The organism is Viridibacillus sp. KH_047 (assembly GCF_057838945.1).
In genome coordinates this window covers 1,624,600-1,647,806 of sequence record NZ_CM174479.1, presented here as the reverse complement: position 1 = coordinate 1,647,806, position 23,207 = coordinate 1,624,600, and the positions used below count along the sequence as shown (strand labels likewise).

General features: G+C 34.0%; 24 protein-coding genes. 9 read left to right on the top strand and 15 right to left on the bottom strand.

Going from position 1 to position 23,207, the window contains the following annotated elements; translation table 11 throughout:
- Positions 1–293: 293 nt before the first annotated feature.
- The gene (locus AC3IS5_RS08295) at positions 294–1,286 is read right to left on the bottom strand and encodes a serine hydrolase domain-containing protein (RefSeq protein WP_489427365.1); all 993 of its coding nucleotides are present in this window, start codon (positions 1,284–1,286) and stop codon (positions 294–296) included.
- Between the two features lie 379 nt (positions 1,287–1,665).
- Here AC3IS5_RS08295 and AC3IS5_RS08290 point away from each other — a divergent pair, with 379 nt between their 5' ends.
- Together AC3IS5_RS08290 and AC3IS5_RS08285 are read left to right on the top strand one after the other, a co-directional pair.
- Positions 1,666–2,433, top strand: coding sequence for an ABC transporter ATP-binding protein (locus AC3IS5_RS08290; protein WP_489427364.1), 768 nt, complete (start codon positions 1,666–1,668; stop codon positions 2,431–2,433).
- The gene (locus AC3IS5_RS08285) at positions 2,420–4,351 is read left to right on the top strand and encodes an FtsX-like permease family protein (RefSeq protein ID WP_489427363.1); all 1,932 of its coding nucleotides are present in this window, start codon (positions 2,420–2,422) and stop codon (positions 4,349–4,351) included. The genes AC3IS5_RS08290 and AC3IS5_RS08285 overlap by 14 nt, the downstream gene beginning before the upstream one ends.
- A 466-nt stretch (positions 4,352–4,817) precedes the next feature.
- Here AC3IS5_RS08285 and AC3IS5_RS08280 read toward each other — a convergent pair whose 3' ends face one another.
- Together AC3IS5_RS08280 and AC3IS5_RS08275 are read right to left on the bottom strand one after the other, a co-directional pair.
- On the bottom strand, positions 4,818–5,834 hold the full coding sequence (locus AC3IS5_RS08280; protein WP_489427362.1) for a sensor histidine kinase: 1,017 nt from the start codon (positions 5,832–5,834) through the stop codon (positions 4,818–4,820).
- Entirely contained in the window at positions 5,831–6,514 is a 684-nt protein-coding gene (locus tag AC3IS5_RS08275) for a response regulator transcription factor (protein WP_489427361.1), read from the bottom strand. Before AC3IS5_RS08275 ends, AC3IS5_RS08280 begins: the two co-directional genes overlap by 4 nt.
- Before the next feature lie 388 nt (positions 6,515–6,902).
- Between AC3IS5_RS08275 and AC3IS5_RS08270 the strand changes: the two genes are divergently transcribed.
- Positions 6,903–7,361 carry a hypothetical protein gene (locus AC3IS5_RS08270; RefSeq protein WP_489427360.1) on the top strand — a complete coding sequence of 153 codons (459 nt, stop codon included), beginning with the start codon at positions 6,903–6,905 and terminating at the stop codon, positions 7,359–7,361.
- A 29-nt stretch (positions 7,362–7,390) separates the two neighbouring features.
- Here the strand turns inward: AC3IS5_RS08270 and AC3IS5_RS08265 are convergent, their stop codons facing one another.
- From AC3IS5_RS08265 to AC3IS5_RS08250, 4 genes are all read right to left on the bottom strand, one after another.
- Positions 7,391–7,864: a hypothetical protein gene (locus AC3IS5_RS08265; protein WP_489427359.1), complete on the bottom strand. Its 474-nt coding sequence runs from the start codon at positions 7,862–7,864 to the stop codon at positions 7,391–7,393.
- 329 nt (positions 7,865–8,193) lie between these two features.
- On the bottom strand, positions 8,194–9,261 hold the full coding sequence (gene rsgA / locus AC3IS5_RS08260; protein WP_489427358.1) for a ribosome small subunit-dependent GTPase A: 1,068 nt from the start codon (positions 9,259–9,261) through the stop codon (positions 8,194–8,196).
- Between the two features lie 300 nt (positions 9,262–9,561).
- Positions 9,562–10,131 carry a histidine phosphatase family protein gene (locus tag AC3IS5_RS08255; protein WP_489427357.1) on the bottom strand — a complete coding sequence of 190 codons (570 nt, stop codon included), beginning with the start codon at positions 10,129–10,131 and terminating at the stop codon, positions 9,562–9,564.
- A gap of 234 nt (positions 10,132–10,365) precedes the next feature.
- Positions 10,366–11,094: a hypothetical protein gene (locus tag AC3IS5_RS08250; RefSeq protein ID WP_489427356.1), complete on the bottom strand. Its 729-nt coding sequence runs from the start codon at positions 11,092–11,094 to the stop codon at positions 10,366–10,368.
- 319 nt (positions 11,095–11,413) lie between these two features.
- Between AC3IS5_RS08250 and AC3IS5_RS08245 the strand changes: the two genes are divergently transcribed.
- Positions 11,414–12,064, top strand: a complete 651-nt coding sequence (locus AC3IS5_RS08245; protein ID WP_489427355.1) for a hypothetical protein — start codon at positions 11,414–11,416, stop codon at positions 12,062–12,064.
- A gap of 147 nt (positions 12,065–12,211) precedes the next feature.
- Here AC3IS5_RS08245 and AC3IS5_RS08240 read toward each other — a convergent pair whose 3' ends face one another.
- From AC3IS5_RS08240 to AC3IS5_RS08220, 5 genes are all read right to left on the bottom strand, one after another.
- Complete coding sequence (locus AC3IS5_RS08240; protein WP_489427354.1) at positions 12,212–12,703, bottom strand: GNAT family N-acetyltransferase; 492 nt, start codon at positions 12,701–12,703, stop codon at positions 12,212–12,214.
- A 126-nt stretch (positions 12,704–12,829) separates the two neighbouring features.
- Entirely contained in the window at positions 12,830–13,228 is a 399-nt protein-coding gene (locus AC3IS5_RS08235) for a hypothetical protein (protein WP_489427353.1), read from the bottom strand.
- Between the two features lie 354 nt (positions 13,229–13,582).
- Entirely contained in the window at positions 13,583–14,386 is an 804-nt protein-coding gene (locus tag AC3IS5_RS08230; protein WP_489427352.1) for an arsenite methyltransferase, read from the bottom strand.
- A 100-nt stretch (positions 14,387–14,486) separates the two neighbouring features.
- Complete coding sequence (gene arsB, locus AC3IS5_RS08225; RefSeq protein WP_489427351.1) at positions 14,487–15,539, bottom strand: ACR3 family arsenite efflux transporter; 1,053 nt, start codon at positions 15,537–15,539, stop codon at positions 14,487–14,489.
- A gap of 2 nt (positions 15,540–15,541) precedes the next feature.
- Positions 15,542–15,868, bottom strand: a complete 327-nt coding sequence (locus tag AC3IS5_RS08220) for an ArsR/SmtB family transcription factor (protein ID WP_489427837.1) — start codon at positions 15,866–15,868, stop codon at positions 15,542–15,544.
- 438 nt (positions 15,869–16,306) lie between these two features.
- Between AC3IS5_RS08220 and AC3IS5_RS08215 the strand changes: the two genes are divergently transcribed.
- From AC3IS5_RS08215 to AC3IS5_RS08200, 4 genes are all read left to right on the top strand, one after another.
- Complete coding sequence (locus AC3IS5_RS08215) at positions 16,307–16,789, top strand: PTS sugar transporter subunit IIA (RefSeq protein WP_489427350.1); 483 nt, start codon at positions 16,307–16,309, stop codon at positions 16,787–16,789.
- Positions 16,790–16,831: 42 nt separating this feature from the next.
- The gene (locus AC3IS5_RS08210; protein ID WP_489427349.1) at positions 16,832–17,650 is read left to right on the top strand and encodes a PRD domain-containing protein; all 819 of its coding nucleotides are present in this window, start codon (positions 16,832–16,834) and stop codon (positions 17,648–17,650) included.
- A gap of 67 nt (positions 17,651–17,717) precedes the next feature.
- Positions 17,718–19,163 carry an N-acetylglucosamine-specific PTS transporter subunit IIBC gene (nagE, locus tag AC3IS5_RS08205; protein ID WP_489427348.1) on the top strand — a complete coding sequence of 482 codons (1,446 nt, stop codon included), beginning with the start codon at positions 17,718–17,720 and terminating at the stop codon, positions 19,161–19,163.
- A gap of 284 nt (positions 19,164–19,447) precedes the next feature.
- The gene (locus tag AC3IS5_RS08200; RefSeq protein ID WP_489427347.1) at positions 19,448–20,332 is read left to right on the top strand and encodes an alpha/beta fold hydrolase; all 885 of its coding nucleotides are present in this window, start codon (positions 19,448–19,450) and stop codon (positions 20,330–20,332) included.
- A gap of 97 nt (positions 20,333–20,429) precedes the next feature.
- Here AC3IS5_RS08200 and AC3IS5_RS08195 read toward each other — a convergent pair whose 3' ends face one another.
- The 3 genes from AC3IS5_RS08195 to AC3IS5_RS08185 all read right to left on the bottom strand — a co-directional run bounded on the left by AC3IS5_RS08195 (position 20,430) and on the right by AC3IS5_RS08185 (position 22,273).
- Entirely contained in the window at positions 20,430–21,092 is a 663-nt protein-coding gene (locus AC3IS5_RS08195) for a Dph6-related ATP pyrophosphatase (protein ID WP_489427346.1), read from the bottom strand.
- 221 nt (positions 21,093–21,313) lie between these two features.
- Positions 21,314–21,955, bottom strand: coding sequence for an NIF family HAD-type phosphatase (locus AC3IS5_RS08190; RefSeq protein WP_489427345.1), 642 nt, complete (start codon positions 21,953–21,955; stop codon positions 21,314–21,316).
- Positions 21,956–22,057: 102 nt separating this feature from the next.
- Entirely contained in the window at positions 22,058–22,273 is a 216-nt protein-coding gene (locus AC3IS5_RS08185) for a hypothetical protein (RefSeq protein WP_489427344.1), read from the bottom strand.
- A 361-nt stretch (positions 22,274–22,634) separates the two neighbouring features.
- On the opposite strand from AC3IS5_RS08185, the gene AC3IS5_RS08180 reads away from it, so the two are divergent.
- Positions 22,635–22,991 (top strand): hypothetical protein, encoded by a 357-nt coding sequence (locus AC3IS5_RS08180; protein WP_489427343.1) that lies wholly within the window; start codon positions 22,635–22,637, stop codon positions 22,989–22,991.
- Positions 22,992–23,207 lie beyond the last annotated feature (216 nt).

The window sequence follows — 23,207 nt, the reverse complement described above, 5'->3', positions numbered from 1 at the left end:
ACTTTAATTTTAAAAATAGTTATTTTATCACTAAATAAGAATACAATCACTTCCTGAGGGAGTCAAATATGGATATGAATTGATCAGATTAAGTTCCTATTTGGTTCGAATAGGTTAAATGTTCCCTCGAGTAGGTTAAATCACTCTCTGAGTGCATCAAATGAAGAGATGAATAGGTCAAATCTTGTTCCTATAACTTCGAATAGGTTAAATCATCCACTAATAAAAAAAATAACTACTTTCAAGAAATTACTACTTTTCTTGAAGGTAGCTATTTAATCATTATGTCTCTATTACAAACATTCCATCACACAATTCCCAAAACAACGAACGTCCTTCAAGTAATCATATCCAACTGGTGAACCGAAGTTATTAAAAGCACGTACCGCAACTATCTCATGCTCTGGAATGACTAACAAAGTAACATTTGTATAGCCGAGAATTTGATAAGCATCATTAGATACCGCTGCACCTATTTCTGTTCGATCACATGAGGCTCCTTGGACAAACCAAAAGAAACCATTCCTTGGATAGTCCAAAGGTAAAGTATTTGGGCTTTGAACAGCTGTACAGTAATCAAAAATTTCAAGAGGTATCAATTGTTTACCGTCCACTTTTCCTTTAGATAAATGTAGTGCTCCCCATCTAGCTAAATCTCTAACAGAAGCATACATATTCATTTTGCTGCCATCTATATTGTTACTTGTATACCAATGTGGATTGTTTTCATTTCGAATCACTTCAACGTGCCTAGAATTCATTTCACCATACCAACCAATCTCTGTTAGACCACATGGAGCTAACACTTCAGTTTCAACAATATTAGCAATCGTTCTACCTGAAGCTTTCTTAATGATTTCAGACAATAAATCTACGCCAATATTACGATAAGCCCAGCTTGCCCCTGCTTGAAACTCCTTTTTAAGTTCGCCATTTACTAGTCTTAATCCATGCGTATGAGTGATTAAATGGCGAATGGTAACTCCCACTAATATTCCACTATCCATTTCAGGGAAAAACGATGTAATCTCTTGCTCAAGTGATTGAATTACCCCCTCTTGGAGTAAGTAAGCTGCAGCAAAACCGATAAATGTTTTTCGAACTGAAGCTAGATGAAATAATGTGTCCTCTTGCATAGCCCTTGCTCCAAAGGCTTTACTTTGAAAACCAGTGTATGACTCTGCAACAACTTGTCCTTCTTTCATAACCATTAAGGCAGCACCTGAAGCATCTACTTGCTGAAAAGTGTTCAAAACATTCTCCCAAACTGGTATAAATTGATTCATTCATGACCCCTCGCTTTTTGATAGTTACAGACTCTCTTTATTTGGTTGTTAAAAAACAACAAATTTGATTTATCTATTCTATTTGCTTTATATTTTCCCCGCCTAAATATGTAAGTTAAATTTTTTCAAATCTATTCTATAAAATTATAGATGTATTAAATCCGCAAATAACACCATTAATTTCAACATACACCTATTTTTAACTCAACTTTCTAATTATTATATAAATACGTACCCACGCAAAGTCAATCTATATAAAACACTTCTATTGTGACAAAAATGTAAGTTACAGGAACTACTTGTTTGGGAAATCGATGGAGAAACCTCAGATTTCAACGTATTGTTAAAGTACAAACTAACTCTTGAAAGGAGTTTTAATATGGATACAATTTTAAAAGGAAATTCGATACATAAAGTTTTTGGCGCAAAAAACAACATATATACTGCTCTACATCAAGTAGATGTAACGATTAACAAAGGGGAATTCGTTGGTATTATGGGACCATCCGGAGCTGGAAAAACTACACTGCTGAATATCCTTTCAACAATTGATAAACCAACGTCAGGTAGTATTGTCATTGGGGGTGAATCAGTAGACTCAATGAATGAAAAGGATTTAGCTAAATTCCGAAGAAAGCATCTGGGCTTTATCTTTCAAGACTATAACTTGCTAGATTCTTTAACGATACAAGAAAATATTCTACTACCACTTTCACTAGCTAATTGGCCAGCTCAGAAGATGGAAGTTAAAGTGCTAGAAATTGCTAACATACTCGGAATTGAAACTATCTTAAACTCTTACCCTTACCAAGTTTCTGGGGGACAAAAACAACGAGCAGCCGTTGCAAGAGCAATTATTACAAATCCTAGTCTAGTTTTAGCAGACGAGCCTACTGGAGCTTTAGACTCTAAATCATCAACAGATCTTCTTAATACATTCGGTGTATTGAACAAAAATTACGGTTCGACTATCTTAATGGTCACACATGATGCTTTTGCGGCTAGTTATTGTAATCGAGTACTATTTATGAAAGATGGACGCCTTTTCACAGAAATTGTACGAGGAGACAAAGACAGAAAAGAATTCCTTAACCTATTATTAAATACGCTTTCTACTATAGGGGGTGGGACCTATGAACATGTTTAATATTGTAAAGAAGAATATTAAGCACAATTTCTATCAATACTTTCTTTATCTTGCATCTATGACACTAAGTATTACGATTTACTTTACTTTTTTATCACTACAATACAATAACCAAATTATCCTGGCTCTAACAGATACAGATAAACTTCAATCGGCTTTTGGGGCTTCTTCTATTCTTTTACTACTATTTGTATCCATCTTCATCTGGTATTCGAATAATTTCTTTGTTAAAAGACGTAAGAAAGCTATTGGTTTATATTCATTACTAGGCGTCGAGAAAAAACAAATTGGCAGGATGCTATTTTATGAGAACTTTATAATGGGTATACTTGCACTTTTAATTGGGCTGGCAATCGGGGAATTATTCTCTGTTTTCTTCAGTATGATTTTAGTGAAATTAATGGGTTTTTCTATTGCTATTACATTTACTATTAATTCAAAAGCAATCATACAAACTTTACTTGTTTTCAGTGTAATAATTTTTCTTACGTCATTACAAGGTTACTTTATTATTTATCGTTTTAAACTAATCGAACTATTTCATGCAACTAAAAAAGAAGAGAAAATAAATAAGCCTTCTTTCTTGTTAGCCTTGCTTGCCATTGCAATGATTGGAGGTAGCTACTGGTTATTACTACAGTCTCCAGAATCAAGTAATTGGGATCAGCACTTTGATCGTGCTATTATCATCTTAATTATTTCTATGATTATTGGTTCGTTTTTGTTATTCCACTCTTTAAGTGCCTTTATCTTCGTACTATTACAGAAGAATAAGTCATTTTATTTTAAGTGGTCTAATCTATTAAATTTTACACAGTTAACTAATCGATTAAAGAGCAATGCCTTTATGTTCACTATTATATCTATACTGAATGCTGGCACACTTATCGCTTTTGGATTTGCTTATAGTATTTATTACAATACACTTGATACAATGAAGAATTTTGTTCCATATAGTTATCAATATGAAAGTACAACTTCTGATATAGATGCAAAAATCCGTGAATTGATTAACAAAGAAGATGACCATTCCTTGATCTTTGAGTATGACTTGGAGTATACAATGGTAAAAGGCGAAGTTTCAGAGCTCTCAAAAGTTCCTGGAGGTTATTTCTACTTTGATGAATCATTTGCTGTTATTTCAAACGAAACTTACATTCAGCTAGCCGAGAAATTAGACTTAGATACAATTGCACCTCTAAAGAAAACGGAAGCTCTAACAATTATCAACAATTTCATTGGTTCACAAGACCAACAGGAAAACGTAAACAAATCGATTTCTTTGCAGTCATCAACAGATGATTCAAGAATAAAGATTGTTGATAACAAATCGATATCGTTGTTAAATGACCCTGTTCAGCCTTTCTTTATCGTTGTTAATGACTCAGTATACAGTCAATTTAAAGGTGAGAATCCGCCTACTACTGTACATACTTTGAAAGTAACAAACGAAGTTAAATCTGCTGCACTGACAAAGAAAATCTTGAAAGTTCTTCCTAGTGAAGTACAATTCTTCAGTTTTTCAGATAGCTATCAAGAAGCACAATCTGTCTACGGATTACTAATCTTTATTAGTGGATTTTTGGGATTAGTGTTCCTTGCAGCTTCGGGTAGTATGATTTATTTTAAAATGCTAACAGAAGTAACTGACGATAAAGTAAGATATACAACATTAAAGAAGCTTGGCGTTCAAAAAAGCGAAATAATGCGCGTTATTGCTAAACAATATTCGGTTGTCTTTCTCCTACCTTTAATCGTAGGTATTACTCATAGTTGTATGATTTTAACTGCTATCTCAAATTTAATGGATATCAATTTCATGATACCTGTAATCATTTGCATCGTATCCTATACAATTCTTTATATTTCTTACTATGTATTAACTGTTATTTCTTGTAACAAAATAGTAAATGTATAAAAAGGACCCCAATAGCGTTTCTATCTCTTAGACTGTAGACAAAATGCGAAGAAATTCGTTTTTCTCAACAGTCTTTTTTCTATCGTCTATATTAAATGCTAATCTGCTATGGTGGACGCTTTCCTCGGGCGAGCGCCAAGTCGCTTCGTCGCTACGCTCCTGCAGGGCCTTGGACTGTCTCGCTTTCCCGCAGGAGTCGCCACCTTCACTCCAATCATCTACACATGTAATTCTTTAGAGATGATGGAAAATGAGTACGAGAAAGATTGAGGTCGTGGTGTACATCCTTAAAAACCTTAAAAACGCGTCGATTCATGCGATGTTCGCTATTGTAGCTATGAATTAAATAAACTCGTCAATTAGACTCGGCAAAGTACAAAAATAGCATAGATGTTAATATTTGTAGAGATCTTAAATAACAAAATGAGCGGCAGGTACAAATTAGGTGGCTGCCGCTCATTTTGAATTATGTTATTACATAGTAATCATGCAGTTTTGGAAAATGTATAGTAACAACTGTAAAGTGGTTCTTTTCTGAAGTGATAGTGATTGAATGTCCTAATTTATTCGCCAATCTCTTAGCTAGATATAGCCCCATGCCCGTTGAGTTCCCGTGACTTCTTCCATTCATCCCCGTGAAGCCTTTATCAAAAACTCTCTGGATGTCGGACTGATCTATTCCTATCCCATTGTCCTCAATGATTAACCTTCTTTCTATATCATCTTCTTCTGTAGAAATATTCACCTCACCCTGAGGCGAAGTATACTTCAAAGCATTAAATAGAATTTGTGCCAAAATATAGACTAGCCATTTTTGGTCCGTTAGTACCTCTGTAGACTCTACTTCCAACGTAAGTTTTATCTTTTTTTGAATAAATATCTTGGCATTCTGTTTAATAATTGATCGAACTACCACATCTAAATCTACAGGAACAATAAAATAATCTTGATTGAAATCATCCGCTCGAATGAAATAGAGTGCCTGTTCAACGTATCCTTCTATCTTATCTACTTCTTCCTCAATACTATTCAAAACTGGATTTTTCTTCTCATTCTCAATAATTAACCGGCTAACCGAGATCGGGGTTTTAATTTCATGGAACCATGATGTCATATAATCCATCGTTTCTTTTTTATCGTTTAAAATACTTGTGACTTTTTGCTGATGCTGTTGATCAACTTGTTTTAATATTTGTTGAAACAACTTTTGCTCCAATGTTTTAGGAGTCAATAGCTCTTCTTGAATTATAAAACCATCTCTACAGCTACTCTGCAATGCATTAAAGTGCTTTTTGATAAAGTAATATTCTATAAATATGTACAAGAAAAAGAAACAAGTTGAGATAAGGTAAAGGTAGAATAAATTATTCATTGGCATAGAGAGTTTTGGATTGATATAAATCATTACTGTTATAAACGACATAATCATAATGTAGGTTATGATTAACCGGCTTTGAAATAATAAATGCTGCCAAACACTCATATTAGCATATACCCTTGCCCTTTCTTCGTTTGGATATAATCTTCCACTCCCATTTCCGTTAGCTTACGACGCAAACGATTTATATTAACTGTTAAAGTATTGTCATCAATAAAACTCTCATCTTCCCATAAAGCACGCATTAGCGTATCACGGCTAATTATTTCTTGTTTATTTTCAAATAAAACAGTCAATATTTTAAATTCATTTTTTGTAAGCTCACTTTCCTTCTCACCAAACATAACCGTTGAATTCTTCAAATTTAATGTCAATTCATTATGTTTGAGCACATCTAAACTAGGAGAAAGATATGTATACGTTCTACGGACTATCGCATTAATCTTCGTCACAAGTATGTCCATTGAGAATGGCTTCTGAATAAAATCATCCCCGCCCATATTAATTGCCATCATAATATCCATCTTCTCATTTCGAGAAGACACAAATACAATGGGTACATTAGAATACTTCCTAATTTTCTCGCACCAATAAAAACCATCATAATAAGGTAAATTAATATCTAACAACACTAAATGAGGTTTCACTGACAAGTATCCTTCTTCTACTTTTTGAAAATCTTTTACCGAAAATACATCATATCCCCATTTGATTAAGTTTTCTTCAATCATTTGAGCAATCTTCTGTTCATCTTCGACAATCATAATGTTAAATTTGTCATCCATCTTTCATTACCCCTACCAATTAATTGATTTTTATCCACTCTATGCAATAATTATAACCATTCCTCTGGAAGATTTGAACAACATTAAAGTTGTTAAGTATTATCTTCCAGGATTATTGTTCTAACAACCATACCTTTCTTGTTCTGAGATAAAGGACTCGCTACAGAAATTTCATTTAATTAATAAATTGATTTTTTCAAGTGTATTCATGTTCATGAATAACAACTCGGAGCATATGTTAATATACTGTCCATAAGGGATTATCCATTTAAACCGTATATAATGAAAAATTCATTTGCTTTTCAATACAATAAATAGGAAAATATTATTATAAAAGAGCGCATTTGGATATTAAAAGATTATCAAACTTTTTAAGGAGGAGTTGAAGGTGAAACGCTTTTCACGTTATTTCATTTCGTTAATAATAGTCGGGGTTATGATTTACCTTGGACTTAGTTATAAATTGCATTTAGAAAAGGAAGCCTCCACAAATTATATTATTCTTCCCTTGCTAAGGTTTTCTTTCGCATTCCCTATACTTATTGGCATATTACTTCGTTTACCTAAATTGATTATTGAAATTAAAGAAAAGAAACAATGGACTTTTGATTGGATAAAGATTGTGGTCATTGCTATACCAGCATTATTTATTGCTGTGTCCCCCTTCTTGACTTACACATTTATAGGTGAATATTTTTACTTTGCGAATGAATTAATTGTTTCACAAAGTACATTATTGATAACAATTGGCGGACTTATTTTCGGCTACGTATTAATAGATAGTTTAATAAAAGACCGTGAAGTAAATACTGATTCGTTAGTGAATAAAGAAAAGACCATTCATTAAAGAATGGTCTTTTTTTCCTCTTGTTACTACTACTCACGGAATGTTAGGAGGATACCTTCACCTAATTCTAATCGTAATATAATGATTTCGTTGTTTTTTATGTTGAGAACTTTTAATCTTTTGGTACTTGATTGGGGAAGTTCAAATTCTATCCCTTCTGTATCTTTCATGAAAAAGAAAGAATGTCCATTGGCGTATTGTTGTTCATTTAATAACTCCCAAATATCATCAGTGTATGAACTAGCACTTACATCGTATAGTATAAAATAATTATTCTGAGCTTGTAGATGTAAATGAGATAGAATCTTTCTTATAGGTAAATTGGGTGTTATTATCAAAATTTTATATTCTTGAGATAATAATTTTTCAATCTCGCCTCTACAATTAAGCTCATAAAATTCACTAATTTGAAAAGGGATTATCTCTGTTAAAATCGGTAATGAAAATTCATTTTCATATGTATCATCCATTTTTTCTATCATTGATTTTGAATATAAACTCATGATGTTCCTCCCTCGTGTCAATAGTACTTAATCTTAACTTCTGAATCGTTTTCTTTTAGATAATGCAATAGTATATTAATGATAGACTAGCTCCAACAAGTTTTTTTATATGATATATACTTTTATATAATCTAGCAATGTTGGCTCTGCTCAAAAAAAAGTTATTAAATCTTGAAAAACATACGTCAATAATCAGTGGTGTTCGATCGATTATCCGATTTATACGGCATACCTACATAGATTTCTTGTTCTACTTACCTGTATACAATTGATGCTCGGTTACCAAATAACATAAAGGAGCGACCTTAAACTATAGTCGCTCCTTCATGTTATCTTCTTCTGTTTTTTGCCTTAGCAGCTTTCCTAATTCGCTTTGTTTCTCGCAAATTATCAAGCCTATCTTTTAGTCTTTCTTTTTCCCGACTCTCGGCTTTCAACTCAGCATGTTTTGCTTCTCTTTCAAGCTTTTGATAGCTTTGTAATCTTTTATTTGAAAGCTCTCCATTTGTAATGGCCTGCTGTACGGCACAGCCTGGTTCACTCTTATGCTGGCAATCTTTAAATTTACACTGCTTCGTTAACGCAACAATATCTGAAAATGATTTTGATAAATCAACACTTTGCACCCCCAACTCTCGCATACCAGGGGTATCGATGACAACACCAAGATCCTCAATCATAAAAAGTTCGCGTCTTGTTGTCGTATGCTTTCCTTTATCATCATTTCTAAGACCTCTTGTTTCAATAAGCTCTTGACCAAGTAACGCATTTATTAATGTTGATTTTCCAACACCAGATGATCCAATAAAAGCTACCGTCTGTCCACTAGATAAGTAGTTCTTAACCGGTCCATAGCCCTCATTATCGACGCTTGAAGTCACGATAACATCAACGCCTATAGAAATATTAGACACTTCCTCTAGCATTGCTTCAACATTTTCACACAAATCTGCCTTAGTTAACACGATAACTGGTACCGCTCCACTATCCCATGCAATCGATAGATAGCGTTCCATTCGTCTTATGTTAAAATCATTATTTAACGACATACATATAAAAATTTTATCAATGTTAGCGGCAATAAGCTGAGTTTCTTGAGTCATTCCGGCTTCTTTGCGTACAAGTAAACTTTTTCGAGATAGCACATGGTGAATTATGCTATTCCCATCAGCTCGTTTAATCATAACAAAGTCTCCAACGGTCGGATAATCTCTGGCTCCTGTAGCTTTGAAACGAAACTTTCCAGATACTTCCGCTTTCAGCTCACCTTGATCAGTGATTAACTTATAAATCCCTTTTGATAATGAAGACACTCTTCCAACATGAAAACCTTCAAAATGTTTTGCCTCTTTTAAGAAAAAGTCATTTAAACCTAAATCTTTCATTTCAATATTCAACGTACCATCCTCCTAAAGTTTAAGTACAACTTTTGGAAGGCCTAATGTATGGGGTTAGTTAACACGTACCTCCCTCAAAGTTACAATTCCAGCCACATATGTATTAGTCATAAAACACCCACTTCTCTCATGTATTGTTACAGTTAATATACCACTAATTACAACAATATCCTATTTATACCTGATTAAAACTGTAACAGCCGACAATCCTTTTCAAACATTTTATTGTTTCAGCATTAAGATTTTTTACATAAAAAAGTTAATACCATATTTCTATTTTCATCAGAATCGTCCAATATACTATTCATTATTAAACCTTTTCTTCACTATCTCTAATAAGTGATAACCATCAAAAGTTAATTGATAAATATCGGGTTTTTCGGTCGATTTCCAGAAATCATATCCAAGAGAAGGTTCGAAATAATTTAATATAGATGTCATGATATTACCGTGAGTTCCAATAGCTACATTTTCAAAGTCCGGATTTCCTAAAATTTTAAATATAATAGGTAATGATCTATTTTGAACTTCTCTGATTGACTCTCCACCTTCTAAACAAAAGTCTATATTCTCGAATGACTTTCTAAGTGCTAAATCTATTTCATTTTGAAATAATTTATATTGCCCTTTGATCGCTCGTTCTCTTAAACCTTCTTCAATGATTATCTTAGAAGGTTCGAATAGTCCATCCAACGTCTGTATTGCTCGTTTATAGGGGCTAGAAAACACCGCATTAAACTCTATTTTTTTCAATGAACTAACAAGTTTCTCAGCAGATTCTCTTCCTTTTTCAGAAAGAGGACGTTCACGTTCTTGACCAAAGATAAATGGAGATTCTGCATGTCTAATAAAGTAAATAGTAGTTTTCAATTTTTCACCTCATATAATTATTTAGTGTTAATGGACTGATCCTAGCTTGAGTAATAAACTTAATTAGCCAATTGTAAAAGATGTCTTAAAATTAAAAAGTGACTGTAATTTCTTCATATAGTTCTCCTAATAAGATAGGATTTTTTTACAAGATGAGTAAATAACATATTTTGAATTTCAGTTACTCTCATATTCATTTTAGTATGAATTCGATAGGAATTGAAAGATTTAGCTTCAATAATTAATCAAAAAGTATTCATCTTCATCCCATTTACCATTGTATAAACATCCACCTTTTAGGTATACAATTTCTCCATTACTATTTTGCCCCACCTTATATCTCTCTCTTTTACACGAATTAATGGAATAAGTATAGTGAAAAATTTCAACATCATTTAATTGATTGTCCACATAATTATACTCTTCCATATATAATTCTTTAGACGTACCAAGTTGACTTCTCTCATATCTTATTAATTTCCCGTCTTTATATTCACATCTTGAAATGAAAGATATAGAATTGTTTCTTTGTACAGTTATACCGATTTCAATATTCCTGTCATGAATAATGAACTCTTGAAATTGTCCATCTTGAAATTGTTCAAACTCATCATTATTCTGAACATATATTAATTTCCCTAGCTTATTAAAGCCATATTTAAATGAATATTTTTTTGAAAAGCGTTTTAGTATGTTACCCCTGTTTGTTCCCCCAACTATATAAGTAAAAACAAGACTTGGACAATAATACCCTCGATGAAACATTGTTTCCCCGCCTTTTGTATAAATAACAGAATCAATATCTTTAGAAATTGTGTTCTCTAAAGATGCTATTTCTTCTCTATAAAAATGAGCGAGTTCCTTATGGTTTGCTATAATATCCTCGTATCGCTTAAATTCTATTGAATATACATTTTCATTTCTTTTCTTAAACAATTCATCAAAGTTAACTGGTTCCAACATAATAGTAACTCCTTAATTTTTAATATTATTTCACTGTTTGATGCTACTTAAAAAATTTATACCGCTATTCAAGGTACTAAGATTCATACTTACCACGAAATGTTTTTTCCCTATAATTAAAGAATATAACAATTGCTCAAACATTGCTTATGGATTCACCTTTTTTTTACTTAATTAAGTAATTTTATAAACCTAAAAATAAACATATAAACTTAAATAATCCATTTTGTAGTATAATTTTTCACATAGAGTAATTAGGATAAATTAGTAAGTAATAATTGTTTTAAAATATATAATATCGAGAAAGGAGCTACAAAAGATGTTAAATACTATATTTACCATTATTTTTATCTTTGGTATTTATTATTTAATTCGATATCGTATTAATTTGAGAAAAGCTGTTCAGCTCTCTAAAGACGCTCTCTATCCTAATGAGGAAAAAGATTTAAAAAGCATTCTCATCCCAACTGAGTGGCGGGAAATGGAGTGTCTCAGTAAAAACACGAAGTCTTATCAGTATGTTAAATGGGGAACCGTAGTCGCAATTATGCTATTGGTCATTTTATTAGTGGTTGTTCTTGTTACCGACGTGCTAGGATCTTCTTCATTTAGTATGGTTTCTTTATTTTTTGTGATTATTTCCTCCATTAAACATCGTGGTAATTTGTTCATATTAGCAAATGGAATAATCTTTAATAGCAAGTACTATTCTTTCAGTAATATTAAAGGTTATAAAGCAGAAAAAATAAGTCGTTGGCATGAGCTCTATGGACTTGACTCTAAAGTAAATAATGGTTATAAATTTATTTTGAACATAAAAAACAAGCCTTTCTTACCTAATTTCATTGTAGTAAGAGATCATGGAAGCCTTGAAAAAATTGTAGATTTATTTGAAAAAGAGGGTATTTCGGGGATTATAAATGAAGAGAATCCTTATTCTTCTGTAAACACATCTACTAATAAATTTTGAGATATTAGATTTTCATGTATGTCCACGATTCACAAAATAGAAAGATCATGATCCAACTTATTGTAAAACAGATTTCTTTATCAATAAAAAAAGAGCATGTTTTGATTAATCATTCAAAACATGCTTCATATTATTTTCAGTAGATTTTTAATGTACGAATCCCCTATATACCATTGTGATAGATGTACCTGATATACCGTATTCTTGAAACCCGAGTTTATGATATATATGTACTGCTTCACTATTATCTGGATCTACACTTAATGAAATGGACTTATACCCCTCTGCCATAGCAAGCTGCATGATTTTATTCATAAGTAAAGTTCCAATTCCCTTTCCTCTACCATTCTCTACAACAGCTAATCCTAATTCAGGCGTGTTGTCATCGACATATCCATAACCTTGATTATTTCCTTCAAAAAATCTGTACCAGACCGCTCCTACTTTTTGGTTTTCTTCATCGATAGCAATTAGTGCTCTATCCCCCGCTCTTCCCCAACCTTCATGATATTTTCTAATGTGCGGGAGGTTTAACAGCACTTCTCTAGACGGTTTATTCTCAGGAATATGGATTGACTCATACAACATATCCAATAAAAACTCGTAGTCATTTTCTTTAAGATCTCTTATAAATACCAATGTATATTCATCTCCTTTTCCTTTGGTGAACCTGTTTATCAATTACTATTTTATATAATATAAGATGTAGTTATTCTCAATTATGTATGTCCAGTAACTATAAATACGTGCTTTGCTCTCTTAAAATCACTTTTCGTCAAACAATTGAAGATCTTTCACTGTTTTTGTGAATGGCAAATATTCAACACGGCATTCATACACATCATTGTAGTAACCTGTTTTATTATAAGTTAGATTCTTTCCATTCACTGTAATTCTTGTATCACCGCCACCTCGACGACTATATTGTCTTGTCAGTTCGCAAGTTCCCTGTTCAACTTTCTCATTATTCATGGCGATAGCCACGATATCAAGCCACGTAAATAAGGCAACGCCTAGTCCTAACAGCATGAAACTGATTGAAACAAAAATATGTAGTTGCCAATCAATATTCTCACGTCTTTTCTTAATAATGTGAACTGTAAATATCAGCCCTACAATGAACATGGCTGTAAAAAATAATGATGCTAAAATAAATCTAAACAATTTAATTCTCCTTAAACAAATTAATAAGCTCTATACAGTTGATATCCTCTTACTATTAAAACAGGCCATGGGCTATATAATCGTAAAGTGCCATAAAAGGACTAAAATTAAGTGTTTCTTGTTTGGAAATCATGGGCGCACCACCTCTAATAATTTCCTCCTATTATACAAAATGTTTGAAGAGAAAGAAAAAGCGATTGCATAAACGAAAAACCGTTTATGCAATCGCTTTAGTGACTTATTGGACTTTTTCAGTGCCCTCCTACTTTAGCGAAGTCATTTTTTACTCAATTATTTTATAATTTGTTCTAACTACTACTTTTATTCATTTCATTTCAATAGCTGTATATCATTCTATTTCTCAGCTTGAATAATAGCCGATACGATATATTCATCCACTTGATGTTCTGGTGCCCATTCTTTGATAAATTCTTTCGATTCTTCTTTTGGAGTGATTTGAATATTTTTAAACCCTGCTTCTTGCAAGTAAGTCGTCATTTCTTCTATTGGTGAGGCGCCTGCGATGCAGCCTGAATATAGCGCCATATTTTGTTTCATATCAACTGGTAAAGTTGTTGTTAAAATTACATCTGAAATGGCTAAACGACCACCTTCTTTTAGAACACGGTATGCTTCTTCAAAAACACGCAATTTATTTGGTGATAAATTGATGACACAGTTTGACATGATGACATCAACAGATTGATCTGCAATTGGTAAATTTTCAATCTCACCTAGGCGAAATTCTACATGCTTAAATTGAGGTTTTTCTCCGTTTTTTCGGGCTTTTGAAATCATTTCTGGTGTCATATCTACACCAATGACTTTCCCATTCGAGCCCACTTTAGGCGCAGCTAAAAAGCAGTCAAATCCACCACCAGAGCCTAAATCTAATACAGTTTCACCTTCTTTTAAAGCCGCAATTGCTTGTGGGTTCCCACATCCTAATCCCATATTGGCACCGTTTGGAATGCTTGTGAGTTCTTCAGTTGTGTACCCCATTTTTTGCGAAATCTCTTTTACAGAGATATTTTGATTTTCATCTGGTGTGCAACAGCTCGGTGCACAGCAACTATTTGTATCAATGTTTTTTAACGCTACTTGTTTATAATTATCACGCACACCTTGGCGTATTTGATCGTTTTTCATTTCTGTCATTTTTATATCCTCCGTCTACATCAATACATAAGCGTTCACTTATATAATGAATTAAAATAAAACCTAGGCAATGCTAGGCGTAAATCTTGTGATTCAATACTTACAATTCAACTTTAAAATATTTCTTTTTCCATCTAAGCGCTACTCCTACTAGAGCTATTAACACCGGTACTTCTACAAGTGGACCAATAACCGCAGCAAACGCGGCACCACTATGAATACCAAACACACCAACAGCTACTGCTATTGCTAATTCAAAGTTATTGCTGGCAGCAGTAAACGAAAGTGCTGCTGTAACTGGATAATTTGCTCCTGCCTTTCTTGAAGCAAAGAACGACACGACAAACATGATCAAGAAATAGATTAATAGAGGAATGGCTATACGAATTACATCCAATGGTAATTCAATAATCTTATCCCCTTTTAAGGAAAACATCATGACGATTGTGAACAATAAAGCAATCAATGTTAATGGTGAAATCTTAGGAATAAATTGATTTTCATACCACTCGATTCCTTTCACTTTAATACCAATAACGCGCGTTAATATACCTGCAACAAATGGGATACCTAAATAAATCAACACACTCTTTGTAATTTCCCACATCGAAATAGATATATTTAGATTTTCTAATCCAAACCAGCCCGGCATAATATTTAGAAAGAAATAGGCAAATACAGAATAGAATAAGATTTGGAATACAGAGTTAAAGGCAACTAGTCCTGCCACATACTCATTGTCACCTCGCGCCAAATCATTCCAAACAATGACCATTGCAATACATCTCGCTAGACCAATCATAATCAGTCCCGCCATATAATCTGGGTAATCATGTAGGAAGATGATGGCTAGGAAAAACATTAAAAATGGACCTAATAACCAGTTTTGTAAAAGTGATAGCAAAAGAACTTTCCAATCTTTAAATACACGCCACATCTCTTCATATTTCACCTTAGCAAGAGGTGCATAGAGCATGACAATTAATCCAATCGCAATTGGAATAGACGTAGTACCTACCGATAAAGCATCTAATGCATCTTTAAAATTTGGTGCAATGACGCTTATAAGAACACCTAACCCCATTGCAATGAAAATCCACAGTGTTAAATACCGATCTAAAAAAGATAGCTGTTTTGTTAACGATTTTTCCACCCTCAATCATCCCCTTCTTGGGAAGAACAATGTGGTCCACAATGCTTATATGAGATTGGCTCTAATTCATCAATAATTGCTTGGATGTATGGAGATTGTTCTTCATGTAATCGATAATGCTTCCAAGTCCCTTTTTTTCTTTCTAATATGATGCCAGCCTCTTTTAATTTACGTAATTGTTGGCTAACTGCTGGCTGTGAAACCTGCAGGACATCAACTAAATCACATACACAGACCTCGCCTTTCTTTAAACAGGCTAACAACTTTAAACGGTTAATATCACTTACGGCCTTTAACTGTTTTTCCATTGCTATTAAAGTATCCACAATCCCACCTCTTTTATATAATCATTTACTTATATAAGAGTACTCTTATATTTCAAAGTATGCAAGTATATAAAACTCAGTTAACCTTTCATTAATAAAATCTAATCTACATGAGGCACTTTCATTTCTTATCTCCTATTTAAAATAACTTGCGCAAGATCGATTTATTTTTTCTTAATCTTGTACTTAAAACTAAATCCCCTTCATATAATTCATTACAAATGTTACAAATTTTTAACTTTTTTTCACATTTCTATTGAATAGTAAAATATCCATCTCTATTGTCTGAATATTAGTTTAATAACGAATCACATGTTACTGATACGATCAGGCATGGTGGTAAACAGAGCAGTTGTAAAAAACTACTTGTTGCCTCCATGCCTTTTTTACGCTTTTCTATTGGGCCAGCGTATTTATAATACTTAACAAAGGAGTTTTTTCATGTTTTCAAATTTATTTAAAAAACGTAGTTTAGAAGTTTTGGCTCCAATAAATGGAGAAATTATTCCATTAGGTGACGTTCCAGATCCAGTTTTCAGTCAAAAAATGATGGGAGAAGGTGTCGCTATTATTCCTACAAATGGGAGTGTTCATGCCCCTGTAGAAGGAGAAATAGTACTCGTTTCCGATACAAAACATGCCATTGGAATACGCTCTACCGATGGTTCAGAAATTCTCATTCACATTGGTCTGGAAACGGTCTTATTAGAAGGAAATGGATTTACAGTACTAGTAAGTGCAGGTGATAAAGTTTCTGCTGGGCAAGTTCTTATCGAAGTGGATTGGGAATATATTCGAGAAAACGCAAAAAGCATTGTTACACCTATCATCATTACTAATAGCGCTGACAAAAACATTCAATGCCATTATTCAAAAACAGGTATTCAAGATAAAACCGTATTAATGACCATTTCTGCTAAGTAATGCATCTTTACATTATCGTAAGTAAGGGGGAAATCTCATTAGATGAAAATAACGAAGATTCTCAATAATAATGCCGTAGTCGTACTAGATAACGAGCGTGAGAAGATTGCTATAGGATCCGGAGTTGCTTTTAATAAGAAACGAAACGATATCGTTAATTTAGACAGAATAGAAAAAATATTTGTTATGAGAGAAAATGACAAACTTCAACAATTATTAAGTCGAATTCCAGAAGAACATTTTACAATCTCCGAAGAAATTATTTCATATGCAGAGGAATACATTGGTGGTAAGTTAAACGAACATATTCATATTGTTCTTACTGACCATGTGTCATTTGCAATTGAAAGGATAAAAGATGGTATTCAACTCAATAACAAGCTCTTACATGAGATAAAAATCTTATATAGGAGAGAATTTGAGATTGGCCTTTGGGCAATACAACATATAAAAGAAAGATGCCAAGTTGAAATGCCGGAAGATGAAGCTGCTTATATCGCTCTTCATATCCATACGATGAAATTACAAGGAGGCGATTTACATCAAACGTTAAGGCAAACAACGATTATTCGGGATATGGTTCAAATTATTCAAAAGAAATTAAACATACATCTTGAGGAAAATGACCTTTCCTATCATCGTCTAATCACTCATTTACGTTTTGCTTTAACAAGGATGAATCATTATGAGCTTCATACAATGGATGAAGAAATGCTTGTCATGATTAAAAAGAAATTTCCTTTTTCGTACTATTGCGCCGTCGAAATGACCAAAGAGTTAAAGAAATTGCACGATATTGACCTACCTAATCATGAGTTAGGTTACATCGCAGTCCATATTGAAAGATTACGAAAGCAATAAAAAATTGAAATTATTTTATTTTTTTATCCGAGTAATCTAAATATTCTGTATTGGAGTGAGTTATTATATGATGAAATACTTACAACGGCTTGGTCGTTCTTTAATGTTACCAGTAGCTGTTTTACCAGCAGCAGCAATTATGATGGGGATTGGATACTGGATTGACCATGATGGCTGGGGTTCAGGAAATGTGCTAGCTGCTTTCCTAATAAAAGGTGGAGCTTCGATTATAGACAATATCCCAATTTTATTTGCAGTTGGGGTTGCGCTAGGAATGTCTAAAGCTAAAGATGGTTCTGCAGCATTAAGTGGATTGGTTGCATTTTTAGTAGTCACGACCTTGTTATCATCAGGTTCAGTAGCCATGTATCAAGGGATAGATGTAGCAAATGTTGACCCAGCTTTCGCTAAAATCGGGAATGCGTTTATCGGAATAATTTCAGGGATTGTAGCATCCATTATGTACAATCGATTTAGTCAGACGAAACTACCGGATTTCTTAGCATTTTTTAGCGGAAAACGACTCGTTCCAATTATGTCCGCTGTTTCTATGCTTGTAGTTTCAGGTGTGTTATTCATCATATGGCCTATTTTCTTTGGTTGGTTAGTTTCTTTTGGAGAAGCAATAAGTGGGTTAGGTTCGGTTGGAGCTGGTTTGTACGGATTCTTTAACCGCTTGCTAATTCCAACTGGTTTGCACCATGCTTTAAATAACATATTCTGGTTTGACACCATAGGGATTAATGATATCGGAAAGTTTTTGGATGGATCTGGTGTCAAAGGAGTCACTGGTATGTATCAGGCTGGTTTCTTTCCAATCATGATGTTTGGATTACCAGCGGCTGCTCTTGCAATGTATCATACTGCTAAAACAAATAGAAAAAAACAAATTGCAGCATTAATGTTAGCCGCTGGATTTGCTTCGTTTTTTACAGGTGTGACAGAACCTATTGAATTTGTATTTATGTTCTTAGCGCCAGCTCTTTATGTAGTGCATGCCGTATTAACCGGTCTATCTTTGTTCATTGCCGCAACGTTTCAATGGACTGCTGGATTTGGTTTTAGTGCAGGGTTTATAGACTTTTCCTTAAGCTTAGCAAATCCACTCGCGAACCAACCTTATATGTTACTCGTACAAGGTTTAGTATTTGGAGTCATTTACTACTTCTTATTTAAATACTTAATCGTGAAATTCGATTTGAAAACACCTGGTAGAGGTGACGATGAAGATGTAGAAATAGATGAAGCTGGAGACACTACATCAGGTAATAAATTCTCAGGCATGGCATCTAAAATTTATGATGGATTAGGCGGAGACCAAAATGTAACTTCTGTAGACCACTGTGCAACTCGTCTACGTGTAGAAGTGAAAAACATGGATGTTGTTGATCAAAAGAAAATTAAGGCTACTGGTGTTCCTGGTATTAATGTAGTCGGTCCAAAAAGTATTCAAATAATCGTTGGAACAAACGTTCAGTTTGTTGCAGATGAGATTGAAAAAATGCGAAAATAATAGTAATTTACTAGACTGAGTTGTATAATGCTCAGTCTTTTTTCTATAAAAATATCTAAATATATTAGCTTTCACACCTAATAACAATTTGAAGGGAGATCGTTCATTACGGTAAGCCGTACAAATTGGTAGTTGGGGGCGGGGTTAAAACAATTGCCTTTTCTACAAAATTGTTATTTTCACAGTTCTTGTGGCTATTTTTTTGGCGGATTAAGTGTGTGAACCTCTCAATCGCATTGGGCATAAGCTGATAATATATGTCGATTTGAAAGGATGTCTTGTACATGTTTCCTTATCTCCAAAAAATTCAACAATTCCCCTATTCCGATTATAGGTTTATGCCCGGCGGGTATTATCACTCCCCTTATTCTGAAGGATGTTGGCTCTGCAATAGTAACCTCGATTCGGATGAAAGATACCATTTACCCGCTCAGCAACGGCTTACCTTCGTGCTAGTACATGGTTCTTGGGCTGATGCTCACTTCTGGGACGGCGTAGCAGCGGTGCTGCGTAGTCGAGGGCATGCCGTTTATACGCCGGAATACACAGGTCACGGTAAAGATCCGAACAAAAATGTCACACATGCGATGATCACGAAGTCTGTCGTTGATTTTATAACGAAACTGAACCTACGCAACTTTGTTCTGGTCGGGCACAGCTTCGGTGGAACTATCATCCAAAAGGTTGCAGAACAGGTACCGGATCGCATAAAGCGCCTTGTTTTCTGGGACGCGTTCGTACTGAAAGACGGCGAATCGGTTGTCGACGAGTTCCCGGCTCAAATGAGGCAAAGTTTCGAGCAACTCAGAGCCAGCTCAATGGACGATACGATCATGCTTCCATTTCAACTGTTTCGAGATTTTTTCGTCAATACGGCCACTTTGGAGGAAGCAAAACGGATGTATGCAAGCGTCACTCCGGAACCGGCTAAGCCGCTTTTCGAGAAGCTGGATCTTAAAACTTTCTACACGTTGCCTACGCCCAAAAGCTATCTCTATTTCTACCAAGACAACGCATTGCCACAAGGAGAGGGCTTCGGTTGGCATCCGCATATGTCCATACGGCTTGGCCAGTCCCGTCTAATCGTCGGAGACGGCGACCACTTTACGGATTCGCGTACAAGACCGGCTATGCTGGCGCAGAAGATTTACGAGGCGGGCAGGGACTAACTATAGAATTATATGAAGAAAGAATTTATTTTGATCAAACTTTATTATTAAGTTACAGAGTTAAAAGGACCGCACGATATATGCGTGCGGTCTTTTTTCATTTTTCTTCTAACGAAACTGGAGAGAAAACATAATGCCCTTTTTCTACAGGAGCAGAAATCGAAATAGGAACACGCTCAGAGAAAATAGGTCCATCAACTACAATTGTGTGAAATTCCCCGTTCTCGCCACACGCATCAATGCCTGCTGCTTCTAGTTCCTCCACTAATTCTTTTGTTAATCTTTTCCCAACATAAGAAGCAGGCATCATAGTTGTATTCACTACAATAATCCACGACTCAAAACCAGCTTCTAACAGTTCCTCTACCACTGACTTTCGCGACATTTTCCATAATGGATGGACTGCTATAATATCCGATTTCGCACATGTTGTCTGGACCCACTCTAAATGACCTTCCAAATCAATATCACCAAACACGCCGTGTGTAATACCTTCAGCCCGACATGCATCCATCGCAGCTATAAATTGTGCCTCATATGAGCTCCAACTTGCAGGTTTAGTTAAAAGGGGTACCCCTAACTTATCCACTTGTGCTTGTACAACTTCTAAAGGAACTGCATGAGACTTAGAAATCTCCCCATCATCCTCAAACATCGTTAATATTTTCTTCGGAATCATCCCTAATTGCAGTGCTCGATAATATGCTAGCGCCGAATCTTTCCCACCACTCCAAGAAGCAACGAAATGTACGTTCTTCATAGTAGAATCACTCCTTTTTATTGAACTTAAAACTTAGAGCTCCATCCCAAATAGGTATCTTAAAAGGTACTCATTATACGAATTTACAAGTTTTATATCTCCATAGTTTACTACATTGACAACATATATGTATTATTAGACCCTTTTAATTCAGGTTCCATAATAAATAAAAAAACACCCCTTATGATGGACTGTAAATCGTCAACCATAAGGGGTACAGTTTATAATATTGTAATTAATTCCTTTAAATCATCTATGACCTTATCTGCTTTTTCTAGTTCTGTAGCCTGGGCGAAATCGAAATTGACACCAATAGAGAGTAACTCATTGTCTTTTGCGGCAAGAATGTCTGATAAACGATCTCCGACAACTATCCCCTTCTCAATTTTATTTTCTAGTAAAATTTTCTTTACCAAATCCGATTTATGTCCAGAAGGTATGGTCTGAATACTGTATACTTTCTTAAAAAATTTATGTAGCTCGTAAGTATCAACAATCGATTGTAAGTAAGCAGCTTGTCCATTACTCGCTATATATAAATCGTATTTTAAGCTAAGCGTTTCAAGTACAAGTTCCGCATGAGGATATAAGTCACCTTGTTTATCTTTAATCAGATTAATTGTTTTTTCGTGAAAAATTTCATTATTCTTTTCACGCATTTCTGGAGAATGTTGTGGACATAACTTTTCCCAAACAACCGGTAAAGGCACTCCCATAATCTCTCGGTATTTATTGATTGGCGTATCCTCATTCCATGATCCATTGGCTCTTAAGATATCAAATGTTGCTGCCAATGCAGGCTCTAAAATCAAATTAGTCTGAAATAATGTACCATCCATATCAAAAATAATAGCTTGTTTCATTAATAAGCCACCTCTCAATCTTAATTACTAATTTACAATTCTGCTATCATCTTCAATTGTACAAGAGTTCATCATAATTTATCAGCTTCTTTTATATAACTATTAGTAAAACACTAACATGATTCCGAATAAAAGTGATCCAATTACTATCGCAACATAAAAACCATAAGTGTCCATGATGAAATCAACTGATAAAAAAATAAAAGCTTTGAAAAAAGACCTATTTTCTGTCTTATTATCTTTATATACAATAATAACCCCTGCTACTAGATTCACTACAAAAAATAAAATTAATCCTAGCCCAATTAATTGCTCCATTTTTCATTCCCTACTTTCGTACCTACCAAAAAATTAATGCCGTTTATCCAAATACCTGAATACCCCTTCCTTTTATACTACTAGAAGAAGTATATAGTATTATATTTTTATTAAATATAGAATTTACTCATTATAATATTTGAAAAATAATACATTTAACGAACATATAAACCTATAAAATTAGTATTAATTACGTTTTCTGAATTTGACTTCTTCAATATTTAAATGTATTCATTAGTATATTTACTAGACAATATCCCTATATCCAAGACTCTGCGATACTACTAACATATTATCAGTGATCAAATTTGTAATATATTGGTTTAAAAGGTTATTATATATGTATGGAGGTGGTTTAAGAATGAAGTTTGAGTTAAATCAGCGAGTAATACATGAAGGACAAAAAGCTATTATTTGGGACTACAGTGTTAGAAAGAATACGTACTCCATTAAGCCTTTTGAAGATGGGGATATGTTGCTTTTCGACATTCCTGAAGACGCCATTAAACCTATTGATCAATCTGGTATGGCGGAATCTGCGAAAAGACTAGCAAGCTCACTTAGTAGTGCAGTAAATTCACAAAATGGAGACGGTGAATCTCGAGATTTGGAGAACTGTATGGTAGATCTTTATAATAAGGGGCTACTAATGGACAATGCTTTTTTTGATTATTTCATTAAAGAAATTAAAAACAAAGAAGAAACTTTGAAAATATAATAATTGAGATGACATGTTACAACAATTGAGCAGAACCAAATAAAACGGCCTGCTCTTCTTTTTTATAACATATCGAAGTAAAATTTATGAAGAATTGATTCTATTAATTTAACTATATATTAATCCAAATAAAAAAGACCCCAGAAAACACTGGAGTCAGCTATTAAGTTGTGAAAATACGTCTCTTCTACTGTCTGTAAGTAAATACATACATCT

Excerpts from the sequence above, each read along its gene's own strand:
- AC3IS5_RS08280 (WP_489427362.1), bottom strand. The coding sequence starts at position 5,834 with ATGAGTGTTTGGCAGCATTTATTATTTCAAAGCCGGTTAATCATAACC.
- AC3IS5_RS08195 (WP_489427346.1), bottom strand. The coding sequence starts at position 21,092 with ATGAAGAACGTACATTTCGTTGCTTCTTGGAGTGGTGGGAAAGATTCG.
- AC3IS5_RS08190 (WP_489427345.1), bottom strand. The coding sequence starts at position 21,955 with ATGAAACAAGCTATTATTTTTGATATGGATGGTACATTATTTCAGACT.
- AC3IS5_RS08215 (WP_489427350.1), top strand. The coding sequence starts at position 16,307 with ATGTTTTCAAATTTATTTAAAAAACGTAGTTTAGAAGTTTTGGCTCCA.
- AC3IS5_RS08250 (WP_489427356.1), bottom strand. The coding sequence starts at position 11,094 with ATGTTGGAACCAGTTAACTTTGATGAATTGTTTAAGAAAAGAAATGAA.
- AC3IS5_RS08185 (WP_489427344.1), bottom strand. The coding sequence starts at position 22,273 with ATGGAGCAATTAATTGGGCTAGGATTAATTTTATTTTTTGTAGTGAAT.
- AC3IS5_RS08295 (WP_489427365.1), bottom strand. The coding sequence starts at position 1,286 with ATGAATCAATTTATACCAGTTTGGGAGAATGTTTTGAACACTTTTCAG.
- AC3IS5_RS08245 (WP_489427355.1), top strand. The coding sequence starts at position 11,414 with ATGTTAAATACTATATTTACCATTATTTTTATCTTTGGTATTTATTAT.
- AC3IS5_RS08200 (WP_489427347.1), top strand. The coding sequence starts at position 19,448 with ATGTTTCCTTATCTCCAAAAAATTCAACAATTCCCCTATTCCGATTAT.
- AC3IS5_RS08290 (WP_489427364.1), top strand. The coding sequence starts at position 1,666 with ATGGATACAATTTTAAAAGGAAATTCGATACATAAAGTTTTTGGCGCA.
- AC3IS5_RS08210 (WP_489427349.1), top strand. The coding sequence starts at position 16,832 with ATGAAAATAACGAAGATTCTCAATAATAATGCCGTAGTCGTACTAGAT.
- AC3IS5_RS08265 (WP_489427359.1), bottom strand. The coding sequence starts at position 7,864 with ATGAGTTTATATTCAAAATCAATGATAGAAAAAATGGATGATACATAT.
- nagE (WP_489427348.1), top strand. The coding sequence starts at position 17,718 with ATGATGAAATACTTACAACGGCTTGGTCGTTCTTTAATGTTACCAGTA.
- AC3IS5_RS08180 (WP_489427343.1), top strand. The coding sequence starts at position 22,635 with ATGAAGTTTGAGTTAAATCAGCGAGTAATACATGAAGGACAAAAAGCT.
- AC3IS5_RS08230 (WP_489427352.1), bottom strand. The coding sequence starts at position 14,386 with ATGACAGAAATGAAAAACGATCAAATACGCCAAGGTGTGCGTGATAAT.
- AC3IS5_RS08285 (WP_489427363.1), top strand. The coding sequence starts at position 2,420 with ATGAACATGTTTAATATTGTAAAGAAGAATATTAAGCACAATTTCTAT.
- AC3IS5_RS08275 (WP_489427361.1), bottom strand. The coding sequence starts at position 6,514 with ATGGATGACAAATTTAACATTATGATTGTCGAAGATGAACAGAAGATT.